Origin of the sequence: Streptomyces aculeolatus (genome assembly GCF_020400605.1) — a bacterium.
In the GTDB taxonomy this organism is placed as follows: Bacteria; Actinomycetota; Actinomycetes; order Streptomycetales; family Streptomycetaceae; genus Streptomyces; species Streptomyces aculeolatus.
This window is the reverse complement of sequence record NZ_JAINRD010000029.1, coordinates 47987-72147: the sequence shown is the minus strand read 5'-3', so window position 1 is coordinate 72147 and position 24161 is coordinate 47987. Positions and strand designations below refer to the sequence as shown.

The following is a 24161-nucleotide window of genomic DNA, read 5'->3' as shown; positions in this document are numbered from 1 at the left end:
CGCCTACCGCTCGTACAGCGCCTCGATCTCCACCGCGAAGTCCTTCGCCACCGCACCCCGCTTCAGCTTCAGCGACGGCGTCAGGTGCCCCGACTCCTCCGTGAACTGCCCCGGCAGGATCCGGAACTTGCGCACCGACTCCGCCCGCGACACCTGCGCGTTCCCGTCGTCGACCGCGAGCTGCACCGCCGCCCGCAGCTCCGCGTCGTCCGCCAGCTCCGCCGCCGTGCGGCCCGGTCTGCCGTTGTCCTCCGCCCACCTGGCGAGGAACTCCTCGTCCAGCGTGACCAGCGCCGCGACGAACGGCCGCGCGTCGCCGACGACCATGCACTCCGCCACCAGCGCGTGAGCCCGGATGCGGTCCTCTATCACCGCCGGGGCGACGTTCTTGCCGGCCGCCGTGACGATGATCTCCTTCTTCCGCCCGGTGATGGACAGGTACCCGTCCTCGTCCAGGCTCCCGAGGTCGCCGGTGCGCAGCCACTCGCCGTCCAGCGCGGCGGCCGTCGCGTCCTCGTTGGCCCAGTACTCCGCGAAGACGTTGCCGCCGCGCACCAGCACCTCGCCGTCGTCGGCGATGCGGATGGTGCAGCCGGGCAGCGGCTGCCCGACGGTGCCGATCTTCGGGCGCTGCACCGGGTTGACGGTGATCGCGGCGGCGGTCTCCGTCAGGCCGTAGCCCTCCAGGACCGTGAAGCCGATGCCGCGGTAGAAGTGGCCGAGCCGCTCGCCCAGCGGGGCGCCGCCGGAGATCGCGTGGGTGGCCCGGCCGCCGAGGACGGCGCGCAGCTTGGCGTAGACGAGCTTGTCGAAGAGCGCGTGCCGCAGCCGCAGCCCGACGGCGGGCCCGCCGGTGTCCAGGGCGCGGCTGTACGCGATGGCGGTGTGGGCCGCCTTGTCGAAGATCTTCCCCTTGCCGTCGGCCTGCGCCTTGGCGCGGGCGGAGTTGTAGACCTTCTCGAAGACGCGGGGGACGCCGAGCAGCAGCGTCGGCTTGAAGCCGGCCAGGTCGGCGGTGAGGTTCTTCACGTCCGGCGCGTGGCCGAGCTTCATCGGCGCGACCATGGCGGCGATCTCCACCAGCCTGCCGAAGACGTGCGCGAGCGGCAGGAAGAGGAGGATCGAGCTGTCGCCGGGGCGGAAGAGCGGGCGCAGCTGCTCCACGGCGTTGCCGCACTCGGCGAGGAAGCCGCCGTGGGTGATGACGCAGCCCTTGGGGCGGCCGGTGGTGCCCGAGGTGTAGACGAGGGTCGCGGGGGAGTCGGCGCCGGCCGCGGAGCGGTGCTTCTCCAGCGTCTCGTCGGACACCTCGGCCCCGGCGGCCGTCAGCGCCGCGACGGCGCCGTCCCCGTCGCCCCCGGCGTCGATCCGCCACACGTCGCGCAGCTGCGGCACCCGGCCGCGTACCGACTCGACCGCCGCGGCGTGCTCCGCGGTCTCCACCACGCAGGCCACCGTGCCCGAGTCGCTCAGGATCCACTGGATCTGCTCCGGCGAGCTGGTCTCGTACACCGGGACCGTCACGCCGCCCGCGGTCCAGATCGCGAAGTCCAGCAGCGTCCACTCGTACCGCGTACGGGACATCAGCCCGACCCGGTCCCCGGGCCGCAGCCCGGCCGCGACCAGGCCCTTGGCCGCGGCCTCCACCTCCGCGAGGAAGTCCGCCGCGGACACGTCCTCCCAGCCGTCGGCCGCGTTCTTGCGGGCGACGACGGCCAGCTCGGGAGTCCGGGCGGCGTTGGTGCGGATGAGGTCCGTCAGGTTGGCGTCCGCCGGGACCTCGTACAGGGCGGGAAGGGCGAACTCTCGCAAGAGACTGCTCCTCGACGTTCCGGTGGGCCACCTGCGACCCTATCCCCACGAGGGCGCCGCGCGGCAGTGGCGCCGCTCACCGCCGTGCGGGGGCCGCACGGGTGCCGTGCGCGCCGGAAGTAGGGTGATCGCATGAAGGTCCACGTGGTCAGCGACGTGCACGGCAACAGCGCGGACCTGGCCCGCGCGGGCGACGGCGCGGACGCGCTGGTCTGCCTCGGCGACCTCATCCTCTTCATCGACTACGCCGACCACTCCCGCGGCATCTTCCCCGACCTCTTCGGCGTCGCGAACACCACGCGCAGCGTGGAGCTGCGCACCGCCCGCAGATTCGACGAGCACCGCGAGTTCGTGCGCTCGCTGTGGGCGGGGATGGACAAGAGCGGGGAGATCGAGAAGGCGGTGCGCAGGCAGTACGCGGACCTGTTCGCGGCCTTCCCCACGCCGACGTACGCCACCTACGGCAACGTGGACATCCCGCGGCTGTGGCCCGAGTACGCCCGCGAGGGCACCACCGTGCTCGACGGCCAGCGGGTGGAGATCGGCGGGCTGGTCTTCGGGTTCGTCGGCGGCGGACTGCAGACGCCGATGCGCACGCCGTACGAGATCGACGACGAGACGTACGCCGCGAAGGTCGCCGCACTCGGCGACGTCGACGTGCTCTGCTCGCACATCCCGCCGCTCGTCCCCGACCTCTGCTACGACACGGTGGCGCGCCGCTTCGAGCGCGGCAGCGAAGCGCTGCTGGAGGCGGTGCACCGGGTGCGGCCGCGGTACGCGCTCTTCGGCCACGTCCACCAGCCGCTGGCGCGGAGGATGCGGATCGGGGCGACGGAGTGCGTGAACGTCGGGCACTTCGCGTCCCGCGGGAAGCCGTGGGTTCTGGAGTGGTGAACCGGGCGCGGTAACCTTCAGCGCGGACGGTTGACGGAGGAGCCCAGGTATGGCAGAGCACACCAGGTCGAGTATCACCATCGACGCCGCGCCGGACGCGGTGATGACGGTGATCGCGGACTTCGACCGCTACCCGGAGTGGACCGGCGAGGTGCGGCGGACCGAGGTGCTCGAGGCGGACGACCAGGGGCGCGCGGAGCGCGTGCTGCTGGTGCTGGACGCCAAGACGATCCGGGACGAGCAGACGCTCGCGTACACCTGGGCGGGGCCGCACGAGGTGCGCTGGACGCTGGAGAAGTCGCAGATGCTGCGCGCGCTGGACGGCGCGTACCTGCTGCGGCCGCTCGCGGGCGGGGAGCGCACCGAGGTGACGTACGAGCTGACCGTCGACGTCAAGATCCCGATGCTCGGGATGATGAAGCGCAAGATGGAGAAGATCATCATCGAGCGGGCGCTGGACGGGCTGAAGCAGCGCGTCGAGAGCGTGCCGGGCGCGTCGGCCGACCCGGGCCCGGGCTCCGGTTCCGGTACGGACTGACGCGTCGCGTGCGTACTCTCCTCGTCACCGGTCCGGCGGGCGCGGGCCGTACGACGGTCGCCGCGGCGACCGCGCTGCGGGCGGCGCGCGACGGGGCCCGCGTGCTGCTGCTCACGCCGGACCGCGAGGCGGGCGGACTGCTGACCGGACCGCCGGAGGCACAGATCCCCGGACAGCGGTCCGGGGCCGGGGACGCGGTCGAGCGGTCCGAGGGCACGCCGCCGTGGACGGACCCGGTCCGGGTCGAGACGGGGCTGTGGGCGGCGCGGCTGCGCGGGTCGGAGTCGGCGGCGGAGGCGCTGGCGGTCTGGCAGGAGCGGTACGAGGACACGCTGGAGCTGCTCGGCGCGACGCCGCTGGCGGCGGAGGAGCTGACGCCGCTGCCGGGGTCGCGCGAGTTCGCGCTGCTGCGGGCGCTGGCGGCGCTGCACGAGCCGTCGCCGGAGCCGGAGCCGGCCTGGGACGTGGCCGTGGTCGACATGCCCGCCGCGTGGGAGACGCTGAAGGCGCTGGCGCTGCCGGAGCAGCTGGTGCGGTACCTGCGGCGGCTGCTGCCGGCGGAGCGGCAGGCGGCGCGGGGACTGCGGCCGCTGCTGGGCCGGCTGCTCGGGGCGCCGGTGCCGGCGGGGCGGGTGTACGAGGCGGCGGCCCGCTGGGAGGAGCAGCTGGAGACCGTACGGGAGGCGGCCGAGGCCGCCGGGGCGCGGGTGCGGCTCGTCCTGGAGCCCACCCCGCGCGGCGTCCGCGAACTGCGCCGCACGCGCGCGGCGCTCGCGCTGCAGGGCTGCGCGGTCGAGGCCGTGGTCGCGAACCGGGTGCTGCCGGGGGGCTCGGAGGACGCCTGGTACGCGACGCTGGCCGACGAGCAGCACCGCGTGGTCAAGGAGGCGGGCGCGGAACTGCGCGCGGCGGGCGCCGCGTTCTGCGTGCTGCCGCACCTGGGCCCGGAGCCGCAGGGCCCGGTGGCCCTGGCGGCGCTGGCCGAGTCGGTGCCGCCGCCGGGGGGCCGGCCGCCGGCCGCCGACCCGGGGGACCCGGCGGAGGTCGACGACCTGCTGGCCGACGAGGGGGTGCTGCTGTACCGCCTGCCGCTGCCCGGCGTCGAACGGGGGGACCTGACCCTCGTACGCCGCGGCGACGAACTCCTGGTCACCGCGGCCGGCCACCGCCGCGCCCTGCCGCTGCCGGCGGCGCTCCGCCGCTGCACGATCACCCGCGCCGGCCTCCACGAGGCGGAACTCCACATCCGCTTCACCCCGGACCCGAAGGTCTGGCCCCACCCCACCTGACCCGGCCCCCGGCCAGCACCCCGGGGCTGTGCCCCGTACCCCGGCCGGGGCCGCGCCGCGTGCCCGCGCCGGACTCCGCCCCCGCCTTCGGCTCCGCACGCGGTCCCGAGCCGTGCCCCGCACACCCCAGGGGCCTGCACCCTGGAACCCCCTCCGGGCCGTCCCGGACCCGCCGCCGGCTCCCGCGCCCGGCCGGGCCTCCGTCCCCCGGGCGGCAGGCCGCGCCGCAGCCCCCGCCACAACCCTCCGCACGGCAGTGAACGTGAAGTCCGCGGTCGGGTACCGTCGATGTATGAGTGATGCCATCGAGCGCCCTGAACCCGGTGCGGCCTCCACCGTCCCGGACCCGGACGCGTGGGCCCAGGCGTGTGCCGAGGACTTCGCTGCCGAGCAGGCCCGGCGGCGCGCGGTCTACGGGCCCGAGCCCGTCAGCGCCGCCGAGGAGCTGCGCCGCTTCTTCGACTCCCTCTCCGACAAGGTCTCCGAGCTTCGCGCCCCCGGGGCGACCGGCGGCACCGCCGCCGTCGCGCAGACCGCGGCGCAGCAGTTCGCGAAGCAGTTCCTCGCCTCCGTGAAGACCGTCGTCGAGCCCGTCGTGGAGCGCAATCCGCAGATCTTCGACCACCTCGCCACCGCCGGCACGGAGATCGCCGCCGCCTACCGCGCCGCAGTTCAGCGGCAGGAGGCCGACTGGTCGCGGGAGGACGAACCCCCCAGCAGTCCCAAGCAGATCGACCTCGACTGACGGCCGGGCCCCGCGCCGCCTCCGGTAATGTGAGGAGGCGCAGCGGGGCTCGAACCGAATAACCGAGGGAGACATGGGACTCACCATCGGCGTCGACATCGGCGGCACCAAGATTGCGGCCGGTGTGGTCGACGAAGAGGGCTCGATCATCCGGACGAGCACGGTAGCGACCCCCGAAACACCCGAAGGCGTCGTGGACGCCATCTGCGCGGCCGTCCAGGAGGTCACCGCCGCGACGCCGGCCGAGGCAGTGGGCATCGGCGCCGCCGGTTACGTGGACGACAAGCGTGCCACCGTGCTCTTCGCCCCGAACGTCAACTGGCGCCACGAGGCGCTCAAGGACAAGGTGGAACAGCGCATCGGCCTGCCCGTCGTCGTCGAGAACGACGCCAACGCCGCCGCCTGGGGGGAGTACCGCTTCGGCGCCGGCCAGGGCCACGACGACGTCGTCTGCATCACCCTGGGCACCGGCCTCGGCGGCGGCGTGATCATCGGCGGCCGGCTGCACCGCGGCCGGTTCGGCGTGGCCGCGGAGTTCGGTCATATCCGCGTGGTCCCCGACGGGTTGCTGTGCGGCTGCGGCAGCCAGGGCTGCTGGGAGCAGTACGCCTCCGGCCGCGCCCTCGTGCGGTACGCGCACCAGCGTGCCGCCGCCACCCCCGAGTCCGCCGAGATACTGCTCGCCCTCGGCGACGGTACGCCCGACGGGGTCCAGGGGCGGCACGTCAGCGAGGCGGCCCGGCAGGGCGACCCGGTGGCGGTCGACTCGTTCCGGGAGCTGGCCCGTTGGGCGGGGGCGGGGCTCGCGGACCTGGCGTCGCTCTTCGACCCGTCGGCGTTCATCGTCGGCGGCGGCGTCTCGGACGAGGGCGACCTCGTCCTCGACCCGATCCGCAAGTCGTTCCGGCGCTGGCTGGTGGGCAGCCAGTGGCGTCCGCACGCGCAGGTGCTCGCCGCCCGACTCGGCGGCCGCGCCGGGCTCGTCGGCGCCGCCGACCTGGCCCGCCAGGGCTGAGGCCCGGCCCGTACGAGGGCGGGGCAGTACGGGGCCGGTCCGTACGCAGACCGGTCCGTCCGGGGACCGGCGTGACGTGACGGCCCGCGTGCCGGAAGGTGCAAGCACCCGAAGGCACGAGGGCCCGCGCCCGGCGACGGCCGCCACCGGCGACGGCGGCCGCTTCAGCCGGCCGCCGCCGGGGGCCGCCTGCCGCCGCCTCACCGCGCCCGCGTCCCCGCCCCGGTAGTCTCACCCCGTGCTGCTGCCCGATCTCCCCGCCTCGCGCACCGAGCCGGACGGCTCCGCCGTCATCCGGCTGCTCAGCTACAACATCCGCTCCATGCGCGACGACACCGCCGCCCTGGCCCGCGTGATCCGGGCCTGCACCCCCGACGTCGTCTGCATCCAGGAAGCGCCCCGCTTCTTCCGCTGGCGCAAGAAGGCCGCCCGGCTCGCCCGCGCCACCGGTCTGCTGTACGTCGCGGGCGGCGCCACCGCCGCCGGGCCCATGCTCCTCGCCAACCTGCGCGCGCACGTGGAGCGCACCGACGAGAAGCTGCTGCCCCGCACCCCCGGCCTGCACCAGCGGGGGCTGGCGACGGCGGTGCTGCGCTTCGGCGGGGCCCGGCTGGCCGTCGTCAGCACCCACCTGAGCCTGGCCAGGGCCGAGCGCTACGAGCAGGCCGGGTTGCTGCTCGCGCACGTGCACGCGCTCGGCGAGCCGCACGTCGTGGTCGCCGGGGACCTCAACGAGCGCCCCAAGGGCCCCGCGTTCCGCAGGCTGGCCGACGATTTGCAGGACGGCTGGGCGGTGCGCCCGTGGGGCGGCCGGCACACCTCCACGGCGCTCGACCCGCGCAAGCGGATCGACGCGGTGCTCGCGACCGGGACGGTCGAGGTGCTGGGCTGCGGCGTCCCTGCGGGCCTGCCGGGTGTCTCCCCGGCCGACCTCCGCGACGCCACCGACCACCTCCCGGTCCTGGCCGCGCTCCGCATCCCGGCCGCCGGCCCGGCTACGGCCGCTTCCTGACCCCGTCCACGACGCCGTAGGCGTCGAGGTGCGACGTCCGCGTGAACGCCCTGATCTTCAGGTCGCGGCCGTGCGGGCGCTGCATCCCCAGGTACTCGTGCGTGTCCGTGGCAAACAGGAGATATCTGGACCAACCGGTATGGTCGGGGAATACGATCCCCAGTGCCTCCCTGCCCTTGGCGTCCGTCGCGCCGGGCAGCAACTCCGGACGGGGGCACTCGGCCAGCGCCTCCAGCAGCGCCGGGAGCAGCCCGTCGGGCAGCACGGGGATCCGTTCGAGCAGGCGGCCGGCGTACGTGTACACCTTCCGCCAGTCCGCCCGGTCGAACTCGTCGGGCCTCTTCCCCGCGCCGAAGGAGCTGATGTGCGTCAGCAGCGCCGCCGGCTCCGCCGGGATCCGGGTGAGGCCGCGCCAGTCCGCAGGCGGCCACAGCCCCGGCTCCGACCGGAGCCAACCGTCCCCCCCGTCGCGCCTGTTCGACCAGCTCCGGTGCGAGGAGTCGGCCGCCAGCCAGGTCTCCGGCGCATACGTCGCGGCCTTGCCGCCGTCGTCCGGGGCGTCCCGGATGAACTCCCGGGCGTACACGTACTGGCCGCGGCGCGGCTCGATGGGCGGACGCAAGCGCTCCTGTTCCCGCTCCAGCCGCGCTGCCCGGCGCAGCATTCCGGCGGGTGTGGCGTCTCCCGGGGCGGCCGGGCCCGCGGTGCCGCCGCGCTCCAGCAGCGCGACGGGTGCCGCGACGGCCGCCGCCGTGGCACCTGCGGCGACGAGCGTCCGCACGACGGTACGGCGGGACGGCCCGCCCGCGCCGGGGCCGCGCACCACCACCAGCGGCGGCTGAGCACCGGGCCGGAGGGGCGTGTGGGCGGGCGCGCGCACCGGCGCCGCCCCGGGTTTCGCGGCGCGGGCCGTCTCCAGCAGCCGGTCACGGGCCGCGCGGCGGACCGCTTCGCGAGGCGGCTCCGTACCCGCGTCCCAGTCCCGCAGCAGCTTCAGCTCATCCATGTCCGTGCTCCTTCCGCCCGGTGGCCACAGGGGCGTTGTCCATGCCGGCGGCGACCGCGCCCCCGCCGGCCCCCAGTTCCTTGCGCAGCCGGGCGCGGGCCCGGTGCAGCCGGGAGCGCACCGTGCCCACCGGCACGTCGAGTGCCTGGGCCACCTCCTCGTACGCCAGGTCCGCCCAGGCCACCAGCAGCAGTACGTCGCGCAGCGCCGGCGACAGCCGGGCCAGCGCGGTGGCCAGTTCGCGCCGCATGCCGTCGGCCGTGGCGCGGGCCGCGACGCGGTCGGCGAGCGGCTCGTCGGTCTCGGCCGGGGCCGGCAGCCGGGACAGGGCGCGGAAGCGGCGGCCCTCCGCGCGGCGGTGCCGGCTCACCAGGTGGGTCGCGATGCCGAAGAGCCACGGGCGCACGTCGCCGCGGCCCGGGTCGAAGCGGTCGCGCAGCCGGAAGGCGGTCGTGAACGTCTCCGCCATGATGTCGTCGGCCGCCTCGTCGCCGAGCCGCCGTGCCGCGTAGCGGTGGACGTCGGTCGCGTACCTGTCGAAGACGGCGGCGAACGCCTCCGGCTCCGTATGAGACCGGGCGACGATCGACGCGTCGCTCTCCGGCTCCGTGTGCACGCCCGTCATGCCCCCCATCGAGCGCCTCCAGAACGTGGTGGACTCGCCCGTCACCGGGCCTTGTACCACTACTTCGCCGAGGCGTCCGGACGGGTTCCGTCAACGGGCGGCGGGCTGCTGGACGACAGACGCTAGACGACCGCGCCGCCGCCCGGGGGTTCGTCGTCGTCCCCGCCGCCCGGGCGCATGCGGGCGACGAGCGTGGCGAAGCCGCCGAGGAAGCCGCCGATGCCCAGGACCGAGGACCACCAGGTCATGGGCTGCTGGAGGATGAGCATCACCAGCAGGAGCAACGGGCCGCCGAGGACCGCGATCCAGGCGAACTTGGTCGTCGTGTCCGCCTTCGGCAGCGGCGGCGGCTCGGGCGGGACGAAGTGGCCCTCGTCGGTCTCGTCGAGGTCGTCGTCGGAGGCCTCGGCCGCCTCCCAGTCGCGCGGTCCCGTGCCCGCGGAGAACACGATGAAGGTCGCGCCGTCGCCCCGCCCGGCGCCGCCGCCCGCGGGGCCGCCGTCCTCGTCGGGGCCCGCCGGGCCCTCGGCGGTGGTGACGCCGCCGGAGCCCGCGCCGCCCGGGTCCGCCGGGCCGCCCTCAGCGCCGTCCGGCGGGCCCTCGCCCGCGGCCGCGGCACGCGCCGCCCGCTCGTGCGGCGGCTCGATGGAGTCCTCGTCGAACGCGGCGACGATCTCGGCCCACGCGGCCTCCTCGTCCAGCGGCGCGCCGCCCGACCCCGTCGGCTCCGGCCTCGTCGGCTCCGCGCCCGCCGGCTCCGTCTCCGCGGACCCGTCGCCCTGCTGCGGGTCCTCCCGGTCCGGGTTACGCTCTGCCACGAGCCCGGGCCCCCTTCCGCTGCTCGCTCGTCCGCTGCTCACTGCCGTCGGCCGGCACGGTGAGCCGGTCGATGAAGTCGTCGGTGGCCGTGAAGATCCGTTCCGCGTCGTGGTCGAGGGTGGCGACGTGGTAGCTGTCCTCCAGCACGGTCTCCGTGACGTCCTGCGACGAGACCCGGCCGAGGATACGGGCCGAATCCAGCGGCGAGACGACATGGTCGACCCGGCTGTGCAGGACCAGCAGCGGCTGCGTCACCTGGGGCAGTTCGGCGTCGACGCGGGCGAGGAACTGCCGCAGCGAGTGCGCGGCGTGCAGGGGCACGCGGTCGTAGCCGGTCTCGGACGCGCCCTTCTTGGCGATGTCGTCGATGACGCCGGGGGAGCTGCGCACCAGGAAGCGGGCCGCGGGCAGGGCCTTCGGGAGCAGCCCGTGCAGCTTGTTCAGCGGGTTGACGGCGACCACGCCGGCGACCGCGTCCCCGTGCAGCGCGGCCAGCCGCAGCACCAGCGCGCCGCCCATGGACAGCCCGCACAGGAAGACCCGCTCGCACTGGTCGGACAGCTCGCGCAACTCCCGCTCCACCGTCGCGTACCAGTCCTGCCAGCGGGTCACCTGGAGGTCCTGCCAGCGCGTGCCGTGCCCGGGCAGCAGCGGCATGGAGACCGTCAGGCCGCGGGCCGCGAGATGCTCGGCCCACGGCCGTACGGACTGGGGCGAGCCGGTGAAACCGTGGCAGACCAGCACCCCCGTCTCGCCACCCGGCTGGCGGAACGGCTCGGCTCCGGGAAGGACCGGCATGGCGGGACTCCGATCGTGTCAGGCGGGCGGCGGATACGTGCCTGGCGCTGCCTTGAGCGTACTGCCCCGTACGGACGGACGGGCCCCCGCGGACGCCCCGCGGGGCGTCCGCGCCGCGGCCGGGAGCGCCCCGGGCGGGCCGCCCGCCCCGGATACCGCTCTCCGACCAGGAGCGCTATGGTCACACGAGCAGATCGCAGGAGGCCCCGGTTGTTCTACAGCGCGATGAAGATGTCCCTCGGCAACAGTCTGAGGCTCGTCTTCCGTCCCTGGGTGGAAGGCATGGAGAACGTGCCGGACACCGGTGCCGCGATCCTCGCGAGCAACCATCTCTCCTTCTCCGACTCGTTCTTCCTGCCCTCCATGCTGCACCGGAAGGTCACCTTCATCGCGAAGGCGGAGTACTTCACCACCCCGGGCGTCAAGGGCCGGCTGACCGCGGCCTTCTTCAAAGGCGTCGGGCAACTGCCGGTCGACCGCTCCGGCAGCCGCGGCGCCGGCGAGGCGGCGATCAAGAGCGGTCTCGACGTGCTGGAGCGCGGCGAGCTGTTCGGCATCTACCCCGAGGGCACGCGGTCGCCCGACGGCCGCCTCTACCGCGGCAAGCCCGGCGGCCTCGGCCGGCTGGCGCTGCTCAGCGGGGCGCCGGTGCTGCCGGTGGCGATGATCGACACGGAGAAGATCCAGCCGCCCGGACAGGTGGTGCCGAAGGTCATGCGGCCCGGCATCCGGATCGGCAAGCCGCTGGACTTCACGCGGTACCAGGGCATGGAGCACGACAGGTTCATCCTGCGTTCGGTGACCGACGAGGTCATGTACGAGATCATGAAGCTCTCCGGCCAGGAGTACGTCGACGAGTACGCGACGGCGGCGAAGCGGCGGATGGCGGACGAGGCCAAGCGCCGCAAGGCGGAGGAGAAGGCCGAGAAGGCCGAGAGGTCCGACCGGGCCGACGGCGGCTCCGGTGCCGGCGGCCGGCGGGACGCCGCGGCGTAGTGCGGCGTTCCGCACGTGCGGGAGGGGCGGGAAGGGGAGCCGGGGCGATGGCCGGGCAGAGCAAGCGGCGGATGTCGGTGGAGCAGCCGCTGTGGCAGGCGCTGACGTACTTCCGGGTGCTGACGCTCGCGTACGCGGTGGCGCAGTTCGCACACCGGCACGACGCCGTCGCGCGCCCGGCGCTGGGCTGGGCCTACCTCGCGGTCCTCACGCTGTGGACGCTGGCCACCTTCCGCCGGGTCTCGTCGGCGGAGCGCTGCACGTACCGGTTCCTCGCGGCGGACATCACGCTCACGCTGACCGGCATCCTGCTGACGATCCCCGTGGAGACGCCGGAGCGCATCGACGACGGCGCGACCACGCTGCCGTCGATCTGGGCGGCGGGCTCGGTGCTGGGCTTCGCGATCAAGGGCGGCTGGCGCTGGGGCGCGGCGTCGTCGGCGGCGGTGGGGCTGTCGAACATCGTGCAGCGCGGCGAGGTGGTGCAGGACAACTTCCACAACATCGTGCTGCTGATGGTCGCGTCGACGGCGATCGGCTACATCGTGGAGGTGGCGCGGACCAGTGAGCGGACGCTCGCGCGGGCACTGCAGATCGAGGCGGCGACGCGGGAGCGGGAGCGGCTGGCGCGCGACATCCACGACAGCGTGCTGCAGGTGCTGGCGCTGGTCCAGCGCCGCGGGGCGGCGATCGGCGGCGAGGCCAAGGAACTGGGCCGGCTTGCCGGTGAGCAGGAGGCGGCGCTGCGGACGCTGGTGATGGGCGCGCGCCTGCCGGCGCAGCGGACGGCGCCGGCGGCGGAGCGTTCGGACGCGGCCGGGGGCAGGGCCGGCGGCGGGGAGCCGGACGACGGCTCGGCGGCGGGCGAGACGTCCCTGCGGCTGCTCCTGCTGGCGCTGAGCGGCCCGTACGTCTCGGTCGCGGAGCCGGGCTCGCCGGTGGCGCGGGAGACGCACGCGGCCCGGGAGCTGACGGCGGCGGTGGCCGCGGCGCTCGACAACGTACGCACGCACGTGGGCCCGGAGGCGCGGGCGTGGGTGCTGCTGGAGGAGGAGCCGGACGGCACGGTGGTGGTGACCGTACGGGACGACGGCCCCGGGATCCCGCGGGGCCGCCTGGCGGCGGCGGAGGCCGAGGGCCGCCTGGGCGTCGCGCAGTCCATCCGCGGCCGGCTGCGCGACCTGGGCGGCACGGCGGAGTGGGTCTCGACCCCCACCCAGGGCACAGAAGTGGAACTCCGCCTCCCCCCGAACGTCCGCACCCCCCGGAAATGACCCCCCTCGCCACCTGAGACACGGCCCCCACGGCCGCGTGCCTCCGCCCGAGGCGTGGGGACCGTCATGCCACCGTGTGCCCCCGGTGCACGCCCTGCCGAGCAGGCCGCAGCGGTACGCGCCTTCGCGGCCGCGGGTCAGGCACGGCCTCGGCTGCCCGGCCCGGACGGCGGCCCGCGTGCCGGGCCTCTGCTGCGGCCGGCGCGGTCAGCGGGCGGGGCGCCCGCCGGTGCCCTCGGCCCAGCGGCCGCGTGCCGCCGCCCGGCTCTGCCGGTTCCCTGACCGCGGCGCGCGCAGCGCTTTCGCGTGGACGCCCGCTGCTCCGCACCCTCCGCCCCCGCTCAGGGCGTTCGTGCGGCCCCCGCGTGCCGGGGCTTTGCTGCGGCGCCGGCGCGGTCAGCGGGCGGGGCGCCCGCCGGTGCCCTCGGTACCACGGCCGCGTGCCGCCGCTCGGCTTTGTCGGTTCCCTGACCGCGGCGCGCGCAGCGCTTCCGCGTGGACGCCCCCCGCCCGCACCCTCCGGCCCTGCCCCGGGCGTCCGTGCGGCCCCGCGGGAGGCGGTACGTGCCGGGACGAGATACATGCGCCACCATGGTTCCCGGACGGTCGCCGCAGGGAAAGGAGTCGGGGTGGGCGGAGAAGGCAGGGACGGGGTCAAGGTGATGGTCGTCGACGACCACCCCATGTGGCGCGACGCCGTCGCCCGGGATCTGGCCGCCGCCGGCTTCGCCGTCGTGGCCACCGCCGGGGACGGGCCGCAGGCCGTGCGGCGGGCGCGGGCCGCGGGCCCCGACGTGCTGGTGCTGGACCTCAACCTCCCCGGCCTGCCCGGCGTGCAGGTCTGCAAGGAGGTCGTCGGCGCCCAGCCCGGCGTGCGGGTGCTCGTGCTGTCCGCCAGCGGGGAGCACGCCGACGTCCTCGAAGCCGTCAAGTCCGGCGCCACCGGCTACCTCGTGAAGTCCGCCAGCACCGAGGAGCTGATCGACGCCGTCCACCGCACCGCCCAGGGCGACCCGGTGTTCACGCCCGGTCTCGCCGGCCTCGTGCTCGGCGAGTACCGGCGGCTGGCCGGGGAGCCCGTCGCCGGGAGCGGCGACGAGCCCGAGGTGCCCAAGCTCACCGACCGCGAGACCGAGGTGCTGCGCCTCGTCGCCAAGGGGCTCTCGTACAAGCAGATCGCAGAACGCCTCGTCATCTCCCACCGCACCGTCCAGAACCACGTGCAGAACACCCTCGGCAAGCTCCAGCTCCACAACCGCGTCGAGCTCGTCCGCTACGCCATCGAGCGCGGTCTCGACGACGACTGAGCCGGCCTCTCTTACCCTCCCGGTCCCTCCTCCGAGTGAAGTCCGCCGCCTAATTGACAGGTTGGTGTGCGAATCCCGCTCGCTCCGTGTCGTGTGAGGTGGATCACCGTTAGCGTTGCTGCAGCGGGGTCACGACCGTCAGAAGGGAAACCTGTGATGCGGGTAGGAGTACTGACCGGTGGCGGTGACTGCCCCGGGCTCAACGCGGTCATCCGGGCCGTCGTCCGCAAGGGCGTCCAGGAGTACGGGTACGAGTTCACCGGCTTCCGGGACGGCTGGCGCGGGCCGCTGGAGGCCGACACCGTCACCCTGGACATCCCCGCCGTCCGCGGCATCCTGCCGCGTGGCGGAACCATCCTCGGGTCGTCGCGTACCAACCCCCTCAAGGTCGAGGGGGGCATCAAGCGCATCAAGGAGAACATGGCGAAGCTGGAGGTGGACTCGCTCATCGCCATCGGCGGCGAGGACACCCTCGGCGTCGCCCAGCGGCTTGCCGACGAGTACGGCATCCAGGTCGTCGGCGTACCGAAGACCATCGACAACGACCTCTCCGCCACCGACTACACCTTCGGCTTCGACACCGCGGTCAACATCGCGACCGAGGCGATCGACCGGCTGCACACCACGGCCGAGTCCCACATGCGCGTCCTCGTCGTCGAGGTGATGGGACGGCACGCCGGCTGGATCGCCCTGCACTCCGGGCTCGCCGGCGGCGCCAACGTGATCCTCATCCCCGAGCAGCGCTTCGACGTCGACAAGGTCTGCGGCTGGGTGACCTCCCGCTTCAAGGCCAGCTACGCGCCCATCGTGTGCGTGGCGGAGGGCGCGATGCCGAAGGACGGCGACATGGTGCTCAAGGACGAGTCCCTGGACGCCTTCGGCCACGTCCGGCTGTCGGGCGTCGGCGAGTGGCTGGCGAAGGAGATCGAGCGGCGTACGGGCAAGGAGGCCCGCACGACCGTGCTGGGGCACGTGCAGCGGGGCGGTACGCCCAGCGCGTACGACCGCTGGCTCGCCAGCCGCTTCGGGCTGCACGCCATCGAGGCGGTGCACGACGAGGACTGGGGCAAGATGGTCGCCCTCCAGGGCACCGACGTGGTGCGCGTGCCGCTCGCCGCCGCCACGGCGCGGATCAAGACCGTGGACCCCAAGCTGTACGAGGAGGTCGGCGTCTTCTTCGGCTGAGCTGCTGAGCGGCTGAGCTGTCGGGCGCCGGTACGGGCCGGCGGTCTGCTCCGCGCAGGCCGCCGGCCCCGGCCCTTCAGCCCCGTACCAGCACCGCCGCCAGCAGCTCCCGCACCAGCCGGTCGCCGTCCAGGGTCAGCACCGACTCCGGATGGAACTGCACCCCGGCGAAGCCGGGCCCGCGCAGCGCGTACACGTCGCCGCTGCGCGGGTCGCGGCTCAGCTCGACGCCGCGCGCCGCCGCCAGCGCCGCGGCGGCGCCGTCGTCGCAGCGGGCGGTGTACGTGCTGTAGAAGCCGACCGTCTCGGGCCGCCCGAAGAAGTCGATCTCCTCCTGCGCCCCCTGGTACGGCACGTCCTTGCGGACCAGCGGCAACCCCAGCTCGGCGGCGAGGAGTTCGTGGCCCAGGCAGACGCCGAGCAGGCCGTGCCGGTGCCCGGCCAGCAGCTCGGCGGCCAGGCCGCGCAGGAAGCGCATCCTGGGGTCGGCGGCGTCCGCCGGGTCGCCGGGCCCCGGGCCGAGCACGACCGGGCCCTCGTGCGCCAGCGCCGCGTCCCGTAGGCCGGGCGCGTCGAAGCGGCGTACGTCCACCTCCGCGCCCGAGGCGCGCAGGACGTGGGCGAGCATCGCGGTGAACGTGTCCTCGCCGTCCACCACCAGCACCCGCCCGGCCGCCGCCCGGCCGGTGTCCGCCGTGCCCTGCATGCGCAGCCAGAACGGCGACAGGCGCGTCCTGCGGGCCGCCAGCGCCGCCTGCACCTCCGGGTCCGCGGCGAAGCCCGGTCCCGGCCCGCCGGCCGGCTGCGGGCGCGGGGGGCGTACGCCGAGCGCGGCGAGCACCCCGGCGGCCTTGGCGTGGGTCTCGGCGACCTCGTCGGCCGGCCTTGAGCCGCGGACCAGCGTGGCGCCGACGGGCACCCGCAGCAGGCCGTCCGCGGCGATGTCGGCGGTGCGGATGAGAATGGGGGAGTCCAGGGTCTGGGCGCCGCCGTCGTCGCGGCCGAGGAGGGCGAGTGCGCCCGAGTAGTAGCCGCGGCCCCGGCCGTCCCGGCCGGGGGGCTCGTGGCGCTCGATGACGCGGCAGGCGTTCTGTACGGGGGAGCCGGTCACGGTCGCCGCGAACATCGTCTCGCGCAGCACCTCGCGCGCGTCGAGCGCGGTGCGGCCGCGCAGTTCGTACTCGGTGTGCGCCAGGTGCGCCATCTCCTTCAGCCGCGGCCCGACGACGACCCCGCCCTCCTGCGCGACGGTGCACATCATCTTCAGCTCCTCGTCGACGACCATGGAGAGCTCCTCGATCTCCTTGGCGTCGTGCAGGAAGGCGAGGAGTCCGGCGCGGTCGGGGCCGCCGGGCGGGTAGCGGTACGTGCCGCTGATGGGGTTCATCACGACGGTGCCGCCGGACATCCGCACGTGCACCTCGGGACTGGCGCCGACGAGGGTGCGCTCGCCGGGGCGGTGCACGACGAAGGTCCAGTACGCGCCCTGCTCGCCGGCCAGCAGCCGGCGGAAGAGGGCGAGCGCGTCGGCGGCGCCAAAGCCGTCGATCCGGCCCTCGTAGGTGCGCCGGACGACGAAGTTGGCGCCCTCGCCGGTGCCGATCTCGTCGGCGAGGACGCGGCCGACGATTCCGGCGTACTCCTCGTCCGGCACGTCGAAGGCGCCGCCGGTGACGCGCACGGCGTGCGCCGGCAGGGCGTCGAGCAGCGCGGCGGCGGGCAGCTCGTGGACCTCGTCGGGGACGAGGACGGCCAGCGGGGTGCCGTCGTCGCGGACGTCGAAGCCGCGCTCGCGGATCTGCCGGTACGGCACGAGCGCGAGCGCGCCCGCGGCGCCGGGCGCCCGGCCCTCGGGGATGTCCGCGAGCCGGTCCACCTCGTGGACGGCGCCGAGGAGGACCTCGACGGGCGCGTCGGGGCGGCCCGGGGTGCGGCGGCGCAGCACGGCGAACGGCGGGGCGCCGTCGGCGAGCAGTCGGCCGACCAGGGCGGCGGTTGCCGCCCTGGCCGGGTCGCCGGCGCCCGGTGCCGGGTGGTCCGCGGCCTCCCGGGCCGGTTCTGCGGCGTCGGGTGCGGCCGGCTGCCCCGGCTCGTCCTCGGGCCGGTTCTGTGGTCGTGACCTGGGGGAATGCTGCACGGATGGGTCCTTCCTGCGACGGAGGGACCGACCCGCGGAAACACCGAAGGCCGCCCCTCGGGCGGCCTTCGCGGAGAATTCGTGGGTACGCGAGATCAGGTGGCCGCCGGTTGGACGGGCCACCACCAGGTGCGGGCATCGAGCGCGTACATGGCGCACACCCTAGCCGACCGCGGCGCGTCCCACCGCTCACTGTCTGCTCCGTCTCATCTGTCGGTCACCGGCCGGGGCAGTGCGGGCGAACCCGTAATCTTGGATCCGTGACTGTCAACGCCGAACCCGCCACGAGCGCCGCCGGAATCCCCCAGACCTGGCGCGACCTGCCCGCGGCGCAGCAGCCCGACTGGCCGGACCCCGCGGCTCTGCGCGACGTGACCGCGGAGCTGCAGTCGTATCCGCCGCTGGTCTTCGCCGGCGAGTGCGACCAACTGCGCGACCAACTGGGCGCGGTCGCCCGGGGCGAGGCGTTCCTGCTGCAGGGCGGTGACTGCGCGGAGGCGTTCGACGCGGTCTCGGCCGAGCACATCAGGAACAAGCTGAAGACGCTGCTGCAGATGAGCGCCGTGCTCACGTACGCCGCTTCCGTCCCCGTCGTCAAGGTCGGCCGGATCGCCGGGCAGTACTCCAAGCCCCGCTCCAAGCCCACCGAGACCCGCGACGGCGTCACCCTGCCCGTCTACCGGGGCGACTCCGTCAACGGCTTCGAGTTCACCCCCGAGTCCCGCAGGCCGGACCCCGAGCGGCTGAAGCGGATGTACCACGCCTCGGCGGCCACGCTGAACCTGGTGCGCGCCTTCACCACCGGCGGGTACGCCCACCTGCGCCAGGTGCACGCCTGGAACCAGGACTTCGTCCGCTCCTCGCCCTCCGGCCAGCGGTACGAGGCGCTGGCCCGCGAGATCGACCGGGCGATGAGCTTCATGCACGCCTGCGGCGTGGACCCGGAGGAGTTCAAGACCGTCGAGTTCTTCTCCTCGCACGAGGCGCTGATCCTCGACTACGAGTCGGCGCTGACCCGCACCGACTCGCGCACCGGCAAGCTCTACGACGTCTCGGGCCACATGGTCTGGATCGGCGAGCGCACCCGGCAGCTCGACCACGCGCACATCGAGTTCGCCTCCCGGATCAGCAACCCCATCGGCGTGAAGCTGGGCCCGACGACCACGCCGGAGGAGGCGCTCGCGCTGATCGACCGCCTCGACCCGGAGCGGATCCCGGGGCGGCTGACGTTCGTCAGCCGGATGGGCGCCGACAAGGTGCGCGACCGGCTGCCCGTGCTGGTGGAGAAGGTCACGGCCGCCGGCGCCCAGGTGGCGTGGGTCTCCGACCCGATGCACGGCAACACCTTCGAGGCGGCCTCCGGCCACAAGACGCGCCGCTTCGACGACGTGCTCGACGAGGTCAAGGGCTTCTTCGAGGTGCACAAGGCGCTCGGCACCCACCCCGGCGGCATCCACGTGGAGCTGACCGGCGACGACGTGACCGAGTGCGTGGGCGGCGGGGACGAGATCTTCGTCGACGACCTGCACCAGCGCTACGAGACGGCGTGCGACCCGCGGCTCAACCGCAGCCAGTCGCTCGACCTGGCGTTCCTGGTCGCGGAGATGTACCGGGACCAGTGAGCCGGCCGTCCGCGGCGTAACGCAGGTCACGGCAGGACGCCTCTTTCACGGCACCCCCGGGCCGGGTAAGGTTAGGGTTACCTAATCGTCCCGACCCGGGGGTTCGCGTGTTCGTGTGCTCGTGCTTCGGCATCACCGAGGAGCAGGTGCGCCTGCACGCCTCGGCCGGGCGCTGCACCCCCCGTCAGATCGCCTCGGAGTGCAAGGCGGGCACGGACTGCGGCGGGTGCGTACGCCGGATCCAGGCGCTGCTCGGCCGCGGCGCCGACTGCGCCCGCCGCGAACTGCTGGAGGGCCGTCGGCCGGCGGCCGGGAGCGATGACGAGGCGCTGCCGGTGCCCGTGGCCGCCTCGGGCCCGGTGCCTGTGGATCCCGTAGCGGCTCCGACGCCCGTGGCCGCCGCGGACGCCGCCTGACTCACGGCTCGTCCGGCTGTTCGATCTGCTGCGCGATGTACAGCGGCTCGCCGAGCTTCTCGATCAGGTCGAGCTGGGTGTCGAGGTAGTCGATGTGGTGCTCCTCGTCCTCCAGGATCGACTCGAAGATGTTCGCCGACGTGATGTCGCTCTTGGCGCGCATCAGCTCGGCCCCGCGGCGGAGCCGGTCGATCGCCTCCACCTCGATCTGCCGGTCTGCCTGGAACATCTCGGTGACCGTCTGCCCGACCCGGACGTGGAAGAGGCGCTGGTAGTTCGGCAGCCCGTCCAGCAGCAGGATGCGGTCCGTCAGGATCTCCGCGTGCTTCATCTCGTCGAACGACTCGGACCTGGTGTACTTCGCCAGCTTCGTCCAGCCGAAGTTCTCCTGCATCTTCGCGTGCAGGAAGTACTGGTTGATCGCCGTCAGCTCGGCAGTGAGCTGCTCGTTCAGGAATTCCAGCACCTCGGGGTCGCCCTGCATAGCCGGGACTCCTCTCCACGTGGGTCGGGCAGGTCAGGCGCATCCTCGCACCACAGGCCCCGGACGATCCAGTAAGTGCAGGCTTATCCGGGTTGCCCTCATCAGGCCCGGGGCGCCCCCGGTCATGACCATGCGCAAGCGTCTGCCACCATGGGGTCATGGGTCAGTCGGAGCGGCACGAGGGGGACCTGCCTCCTGGCCAGCGGCTGCAGCGCGGCTGGCCCGTGACGCACTACGGCCCGGTGCCGCGGTTCAAGCCCGACCGCTGGGAACTCCAGGTCTTCGGGGCCACGGCGGACGGGGCGAAACGGTCCCTCACCCACGACGAGTTCACCGCCCTGCCGTATACGACCGTGGTCGGCGACCTGCACTGCGTGACGAAGTTCAGCATGCTCGGCGCCGAGTGGGGCGGGGTCAGGGCCCGTACGCTGCTGGAGCTGGCGCCGCCCGCGCCCGGGGTCACGCACGTGATGGTGTGGGCGGAGTACGGCTTCAGCTCCAACCTGCGGCTGGCGGACTTCGCCGACGAACGGACGATCTTCGCCACCCACAAGGACGGCGAGCCGCTGACCGCCGAGCACGGCTTCCCGGTCCGGCTCGTGGTGCCGCACCTGTACGCCTGGAAGGGCCCGAAGTGGGTGCGGGGCGTGGAGTACATGACGGCCGACCGCCGCGGCTTCTGGGAGGAGCGCGGCTACCACAACGTCGGCGACCCGTGGCGCGAGCAGCGCTACTCGTACCAGGAGGAGCCCGGCGACGGGCCGGATCTCTGAGTACTCAGTCGGCGATGCCTTCCGGGACCGTCCGCTTGATGGCGTCGGCCAACTCGACCAGGACCGCGGAGCTGTCCCGGTCCCCGGGCACCCTGACCTCGACGTACCCGATCCGGTTGGCGGTGGTGAAGCGGTGCACGCCGTCGTCCTGCTGCTCCATCAGCCAGCCGACGCCGTCCACCTCGCCGGCCACCGCATCGGGGTCCTTGCCCCGGGAGACCGCGGGGTCGAGCATCTTCGGCGGCCGCTGGACACCGCAGCGCAGGATGACCACCGGGCTGCCCCAGCCCGCGGTCAGCGCGGAGGCGGGCGCGGGATCCCGGCGGTCCAGCCCGTCCACCGTGGCGGGCAGCGCCCGGTCCAGCTTCCGGCACACCTTCGTGACCGCCGGCGACGGGCCGGGGACCGTCACGGTCGCCCCGTCCGCCCGCCCGGAGCAGCCGACCGCGGTGAGCAGCGCGGCGACGACGGCCCAGCCGGCGAGCCGGCGGCGCGAACAGTTCACGTACATCCGTGACATCCGATGACAGCTCCTCGCCCGTCCTACGCCCCGGCGGGCTCCCGCAGCTCCTTCAGCAGGGCGATGTCCGCCGCCGCCTTCCGGCCCTCGGGACCGCCGCCGGGGGTTTCGATGATCAGCGGTACGCCCGCCATCGCCGGGTGCCGGAGCAGCTCGCGGAACGGGTCGGCCCCGATCCGCCCCGCGCCGATGTTCTCGTGCCGGTCCAGGCGCGAGCCGGCCGCGGCCTTGGAGTCGTTCGCGTGCAGGAGCCGCAGCCGCCCGGGACCCGCCACCTCCACCAGCTCGTCGAGCACCTGCTTCGCCCCGCCGCCCGCCGCCAGGTCGTGCCCCGCGGCGAAGACGTGGCAGGTGTCGAGGCAGACCCCGAGCCGCGGGTGCCGGTCCAGCAGGTCCAGATAGGCGCCCAGCTCCGGCAGCCGGGAGCAGAGCGAGAAGCCCTGCCCCGCGGTCGGCTCCAGCAGCAGCTCGGGCGCCCCGGGGTCGTCGGCCAGCTCGTCGAGGAGCGGCAGCGTCAGCTCCCGTACCTGCGCGAGCGCGGTGTCGCGGTCCCGCCCGCCGGTCGCCGAGCCGGTGTGGACCACGACGCCGCGGGCGCCGATCGCCCGGCCGCGGCGCAGCGAGTGCCGGAGCGAGGTGACGGAGTTCGCCGCGGTGGCCGGGGTGTGCGAGCCGAGGTTGATCAGGTACGGGGCGTGCACGTACACCGGGATGCCGTCCTCGGTGCAGCGCCGCCGGAACTCCTCGTCCTGCGCCGGGTCGCCCGGCGGCGTCGCCCAGCCGCGGGCGTTGGCGACGAAGACCTGGACGGCCTCCGCGCCGATCCGGCGCGCGTGCGCGAGGCCCTTCGCGGCCAGGCCGCCGGCGACGGGCACATGGCTGCCGACGGGGTTGCGGGTACGGGCGGCCGGCTGGTCGGAGGGGGGTGCGGGGGCCGTACGGGAGGACACGTCACCTCACCCAGAGGGTGATCTCGCTGCCGCGCGGAGCGTCGTCGCCGCCGTCGGGGGACTGGCGCCAGACGGTGTCGCCGAAGAAGATCTGGTTCACGTCCACGCTGAAGCCGGCGTCCTCGAGCGCCTGCTCGGCGTCGTCCACGTTCATGTCGACCACGTCCGGGACCTCCAGCAGCTCGGGGCCCTTGGAGATCGTCAGCGTGACCTTGTCGCCCTCGCCCAGCTCGGCACCCGGCTCCGGCGAGGTCTCCGCGACCGTGCCGGCGTCCTCCTCCGAGTACACCGTCTCCGGGGCGACCTCGACCGTCAGCCCCTCCTCGCGCAGCTCCTCGGCGGCGTCGCTCTGGTCGTCGCCGACGACGTCCGGCACCTCGATGGGCGCGCCGCGGCTGACGACCATCTCCACCGCCCGGCCGGCCTTGATCTTCTCGCCGTCCGCCGGCTTCGTGCTGATCACGCGCCCGACGGGCAGCTCCTCGCTGAACGCCTCCTGTGTCACGCCCGGCTTCAGCCCCGCGTCGCGGAGCTTGTCCTTCGCCTCGTCGAGGGGGACCGCGTACAGCTCGGGGATCTCCACCATCTCCGGGCCCTTGGAGAGCACGAGCGTCACGGAGTCGCCCTGCCGGATGCGGCTGCCGCCCTCGGGGTCGGTGCGCAGGACGAGGCCGGCCTTCACGGTGTCGCTGAAGTCCTCCTTGACGTCCGTGTCCAGGTCCTCGCCGGAGAGCATGCTCCGCGCCTCGGCCTCCGTCTTGCCGAGCACGAAGGGGACCTTGGTGAACTGCCCGGAGTTTATGTACCAGACGCCCGTGCCGACGCCCAGCACGAGTACCGCCGCCAGCAGCGCCAGCAGCCCGATCCGCGGCTTGGCGCGGCCCGGCTGTCCGGGGGCGCCGGGCGCGGCGGGCGGGCCGGACGGCGGCGCGGCGGTGGTGTCCGCGGGCCCCGCGGCGGGCGTCTGGAGCACGCTGGTGACGTTCAGCCGCTCCTGCCCCGGCGTGCCCGCCGGGGCGGGCATCACCACGGCCGTGCGGTCCTCGGAGCCGATCCGCTCCTCGGCGACGGCCTGCGGCGGCACCGCGTCCAGGTCCGCGTCGGTCAGCTCCCCGCGGGCGGCGCGTACGGCGGACAGCAGCTCGACGGCGTCCGCGGGGCGCGCGTCCCGGTTGCGCGCGGCGGCGGTGGCGACCAGGTCGTCCAGCTGCTCGGGCAGCCCCGGGACGACGGCGGACGGCGGCTCGACGTCCTCGTGCAGGTGCTGGTAGAGCACGTGCGCGGCATGCTCGCCGGCGTGCGGCTTGGCGCCGGTGAGCATCTCGTAGAGCATCACGCCGCAGGCGTACACGTCGACCCGCGGGTCGACGGCGCCGCGCTCGATCTGCTCGGGCGCCAGGTACGACACGCTGCCGAGCACCGTGCCGGTGGAGGCGGTGGTGTGGGTGTTCACGGCGCGGACGAGCCCGAAGTCGGCGACCTTGACGCGGCCGTCGTCGCCGATGAGGACGTTCTCCGGCTTCATGTCGCGGTGGACGAATCCGGCCCGGTGCGCGGCGCCGAGCGCGGCGAGCACGGGCTCCAGGATGTCCAGCGCGGCCCGGGGCTGCAGGGCGCCGCGGTCGTTCAGCACGTCGCGCAGGGTGCAGCCCGGGACGTACTCCATGGCGAGGAAGACGTGCGGGCCGTCGGTGCCCTGGTCGTAGACGCCCACGACGTTCGGGTGGGCGAGCCCGGCGACCGACTTGGCCTCCAGGATGAACCGCTGCACGAAGGAGCGGTCGGCGGCCAGCGAGGGGTGCATGACCTTGACGGCCAGCACCCGGTCGAGCCGGGTGTCGAGCGCCCGGTAGACCGTGGCCATGCCGCCGGTGGCGATGCGTGCGTCGACGCGGTAGCGCCCGTCGAGCATCTGCCCGACCATGGGGTCTCCCCACCCTCCCT

23 protein-coding genes are annotated in these 24161 nt (G+C 74.3%); 13 read left to right on the top strand and 10 right to left on the bottom strand.

The features are described 5' to 3' along the window. Positions 1–3 precede the first annotated feature (3 nt). Complete coding sequence (locus LG396_RS34115) at positions 4–1812, bottom strand: AMP-dependent synthetase/ligase (RefSeq protein WP_225797704.1); 1809 nt, start codon at positions 1810–1812, stop codon at positions 4–6. Between the two features lie 132 nt (positions 1813–1944). Between LG396_RS34115 and LG396_RS34110 the strand changes: the two genes are divergently transcribed. The 6 genes from LG396_RS34110 (at position 1945) to LG396_RS34085 (ending at position 7305) form a co-directional block, all read left to right on the top strand. Beyond that, the gene (locus LG396_RS34110; RefSeq protein WP_037750090.1) at positions 1945–2706 is read left to right on the top strand and encodes a metallophosphoesterase family protein; all 762 of its coding nucleotides are present in this window, start codon (positions 1945–1947) and stop codon (positions 2704–2706) included. A 49-nt stretch (positions 2707–2755) separates the two neighbouring features. After that, positions 2756–3244 carry an SRPBCC family protein gene (locus LG396_RS34105; RefSeq protein ID WP_100302493.1) on the top strand — a complete coding sequence of 163 codons (489 nt, stop codon included), beginning with the start codon at positions 2756–2758 and terminating at the stop codon, positions 3242–3244. A gap of 8 nt (positions 3245–3252) precedes the next feature. Beyond that, the gene (locus LG396_RS34100; RefSeq protein ID WP_225797703.1) at positions 3253–4533 is read left to right on the top strand and encodes an ArsA family ATPase; all 1281 of its coding nucleotides are present in this window, start codon (positions 3253–3255) and stop codon (positions 4531–4533) included. Positions 4534–4825: 292 nt separating this feature from the next. Beyond that, the gene (locus LG396_RS34095; RefSeq protein WP_037750082.1) at positions 4826–5278 is read left to right on the top strand and encodes a DUF5304 family protein; all 453 of its coding nucleotides are present in this window, start codon (positions 4826–4828) and stop codon (positions 5276–5278) included. A 73-nt stretch (positions 5279–5351) separates the two neighbouring features. Then, positions 5352–6293 carry an ROK family glucokinase gene (locus tag LG396_RS34090; protein ID WP_225797702.1) on the top strand — a complete coding sequence of 314 codons (942 nt, stop codon included), beginning with the start codon at positions 5352–5354 and terminating at the stop codon, positions 6291–6293. Positions 6294–6531: 238 nt separating this feature from the next. Then, positions 6532–7305 carry an endonuclease/exonuclease/phosphatase family protein gene (locus tag LG396_RS34085; protein ID WP_225797701.1) on the top strand — a complete coding sequence of 258 codons (774 nt, stop codon included), beginning with the start codon at positions 6532–6534 and terminating at the stop codon, positions 7303–7305. Here LG396_RS34085 and LG396_RS34080 read toward each other — a convergent pair. The 4 genes from LG396_RS34080 to LG396_RS34065 all read right to left on the bottom strand — a co-directional run bounded on the left by LG396_RS34080 (position 7289) and on the right by LG396_RS34065 (position 10553). Then, complete coding sequence (locus LG396_RS34080; RefSeq protein ID WP_225797700.1) at positions 7289–8311, bottom strand: CU044_5270 family protein; 1023 nt, start codon at positions 8309–8311, stop codon at positions 7289–7291. The genes LG396_RS34085 and LG396_RS34080 overlap by 17 nt on opposite strands. Further along, positions 8304–8945 (bottom strand): RNA polymerase sigma factor, encoded by a 642-nt coding sequence (locus tag LG396_RS34075; RefSeq protein ID WP_225797699.1) that lies wholly within the window; start codon positions 8943–8945, stop codon positions 8304–8306. Before LG396_RS34075 ends, LG396_RS34080 begins: the two co-directional genes overlap by 8 nt. Before the next feature lie 113 nt (positions 8946–9058). Then, a complete protein-coding gene (locus LG396_RS34070) occupies positions 9059–9754 on the bottom strand; it encodes a hypothetical protein (RefSeq protein WP_225797698.1) in 696 nt (231 codons plus the stop codon). Beyond that, positions 9741–10553: an alpha/beta hydrolase gene (locus tag LG396_RS34065; protein WP_225797697.1), complete on the bottom strand. Its 813-nt coding sequence runs from the start codon at positions 10551–10553 to the stop codon at positions 9741–9743. Before LG396_RS34065 ends, LG396_RS34070 begins: the two co-directional genes overlap by 14 nt. Positions 10554–10763: 210 nt before the next feature. Between LG396_RS34065 and LG396_RS34060 the strand changes: the two genes are divergently transcribed. From LG396_RS34060 to LG396_RS34045, 4 genes are all read left to right on the top strand, one after another. Further along, positions 10764–11549 carry a lysophospholipid acyltransferase family protein gene (locus LG396_RS34060; RefSeq protein ID WP_225797696.1) on the top strand — a complete coding sequence of 262 codons (786 nt, stop codon included), beginning with the start codon at positions 10764–10766 and terminating at the stop codon, positions 11547–11549. Between the two features lie 47 nt (positions 11550–11596). Continuing rightward, on the top strand, positions 11597–12823 hold the full coding sequence (macS, locus tag LG396_RS34055; protein ID WP_225797695.1) for a MacS family sensor histidine kinase: 1227 nt from the start codon (positions 11597–11599) through the stop codon (positions 12821–12823). Positions 12824–13485: 662 nt separating this feature from the next. Beyond that, positions 13486–14130, top strand: a complete 645-nt coding sequence (locus LG396_RS34050) for a response regulator (protein WP_100303149.1) — start codon at positions 13486–13488, stop codon at positions 14128–14130. A gap of 156 nt (positions 14131–14286) precedes the next feature. Further along, entirely contained in the window at positions 14287–15315 is a 1029-nt protein-coding gene (locus tag LG396_RS34045) for a 6-phosphofructokinase (protein WP_037750066.1), read from the top strand. Between the two features lie 76 nt (positions 15316–15391). On the opposite strand, the gene LG396_RS34040 is transcribed toward LG396_RS34045, so the two are convergent. Beyond that, on the bottom strand, positions 15392–17302 hold the full coding sequence (locus LG396_RS34040; protein WP_225797723.1) for an anthranilate synthase family protein: 1911 nt from the start codon (positions 17300–17302) through the stop codon (positions 15392–15394). Positions 17303–17712: 410 nt separating this feature from the next. On the opposite strand from LG396_RS34040, the gene LG396_RS34035 reads away from it, so the two are divergent. Both LG396_RS34035 and LG396_RS34030 read left to right on the top strand, forming a co-directional pair. Further along, positions 17713–19074 carry a class II 3-deoxy-7-phosphoheptulonate synthase gene (locus LG396_RS34035; protein WP_018837677.1) on the top strand — a complete coding sequence of 454 codons (1362 nt, stop codon included), beginning with the start codon at positions 17713–17715 and terminating at the stop codon, positions 19072–19074. Between the two features lie 107 nt (positions 19075–19181). Next, positions 19182–19490, top strand: coding sequence for a (2Fe-2S)-binding protein (locus LG396_RS34030; RefSeq protein ID WP_037750063.1), 309 nt, complete (start codon positions 19182–19184; stop codon positions 19488–19490). Position 19491: 1 nt separating this feature from the next. Here the strand turns inward: LG396_RS34030 and bfr are convergent, their stop codons facing one another. Then, positions 19492–19974: a bacterioferritin gene (gene bfr / locus LG396_RS34025; RefSeq protein ID WP_018837679.1), complete on the bottom strand. Its 483-nt coding sequence runs from the start codon at positions 19972–19974 to the stop codon at positions 19492–19494. 158 nt (positions 19975–20132) lie between these two features. On the opposite strand from bfr, the gene LG396_RS34020 reads away from it, so the two are divergent. Further along, positions 20133–20747 carry a sulfite oxidase-like oxidoreductase gene (locus LG396_RS34020; protein ID WP_037750060.1) on the top strand — a complete coding sequence of 205 codons (615 nt, stop codon included), beginning with the start codon at positions 20133–20135 and terminating at the stop codon, positions 20745–20747. A gap of 4 nt (positions 20748–20751) precedes the next feature. Here the strand turns inward: LG396_RS34020 and LG396_RS34015 are convergent, their stop codons facing one another. From LG396_RS34015 to pknB, 3 genes are read right to left on the bottom strand one after another with little or no spacing between them, the layout of a single operon-like run. Further along, positions 20752–21258 carry a DUF3515 domain-containing protein gene (locus tag LG396_RS34015; protein ID WP_225797722.1) on the bottom strand — a complete coding sequence of 169 codons (507 nt, stop codon included), beginning with the start codon at positions 21256–21258 and terminating at the stop codon, positions 20752–20754. Between the two features lie 32 nt (positions 21259–21290). Then, positions 21291–22217, bottom strand: coding sequence for a deoxyribonuclease IV (locus LG396_RS34010; RefSeq protein ID WP_225797694.1), 927 nt, complete (start codon positions 22215–22217; stop codon positions 21291–21293). A 1-nt stretch (position 22218) separates the two neighbouring features. Next, the gene (pknB, locus tag LG396_RS34005) at positions 22219–24141 is read right to left on the bottom strand and encodes a Stk1 family PASTA domain-containing Ser/Thr kinase (RefSeq protein ID WP_225797721.1); all 1923 of its coding nucleotides are present in this window, start codon (positions 24139–24141) and stop codon (positions 22219–22221) included. Positions 24142–24161 lie beyond the last annotated feature (20 nt).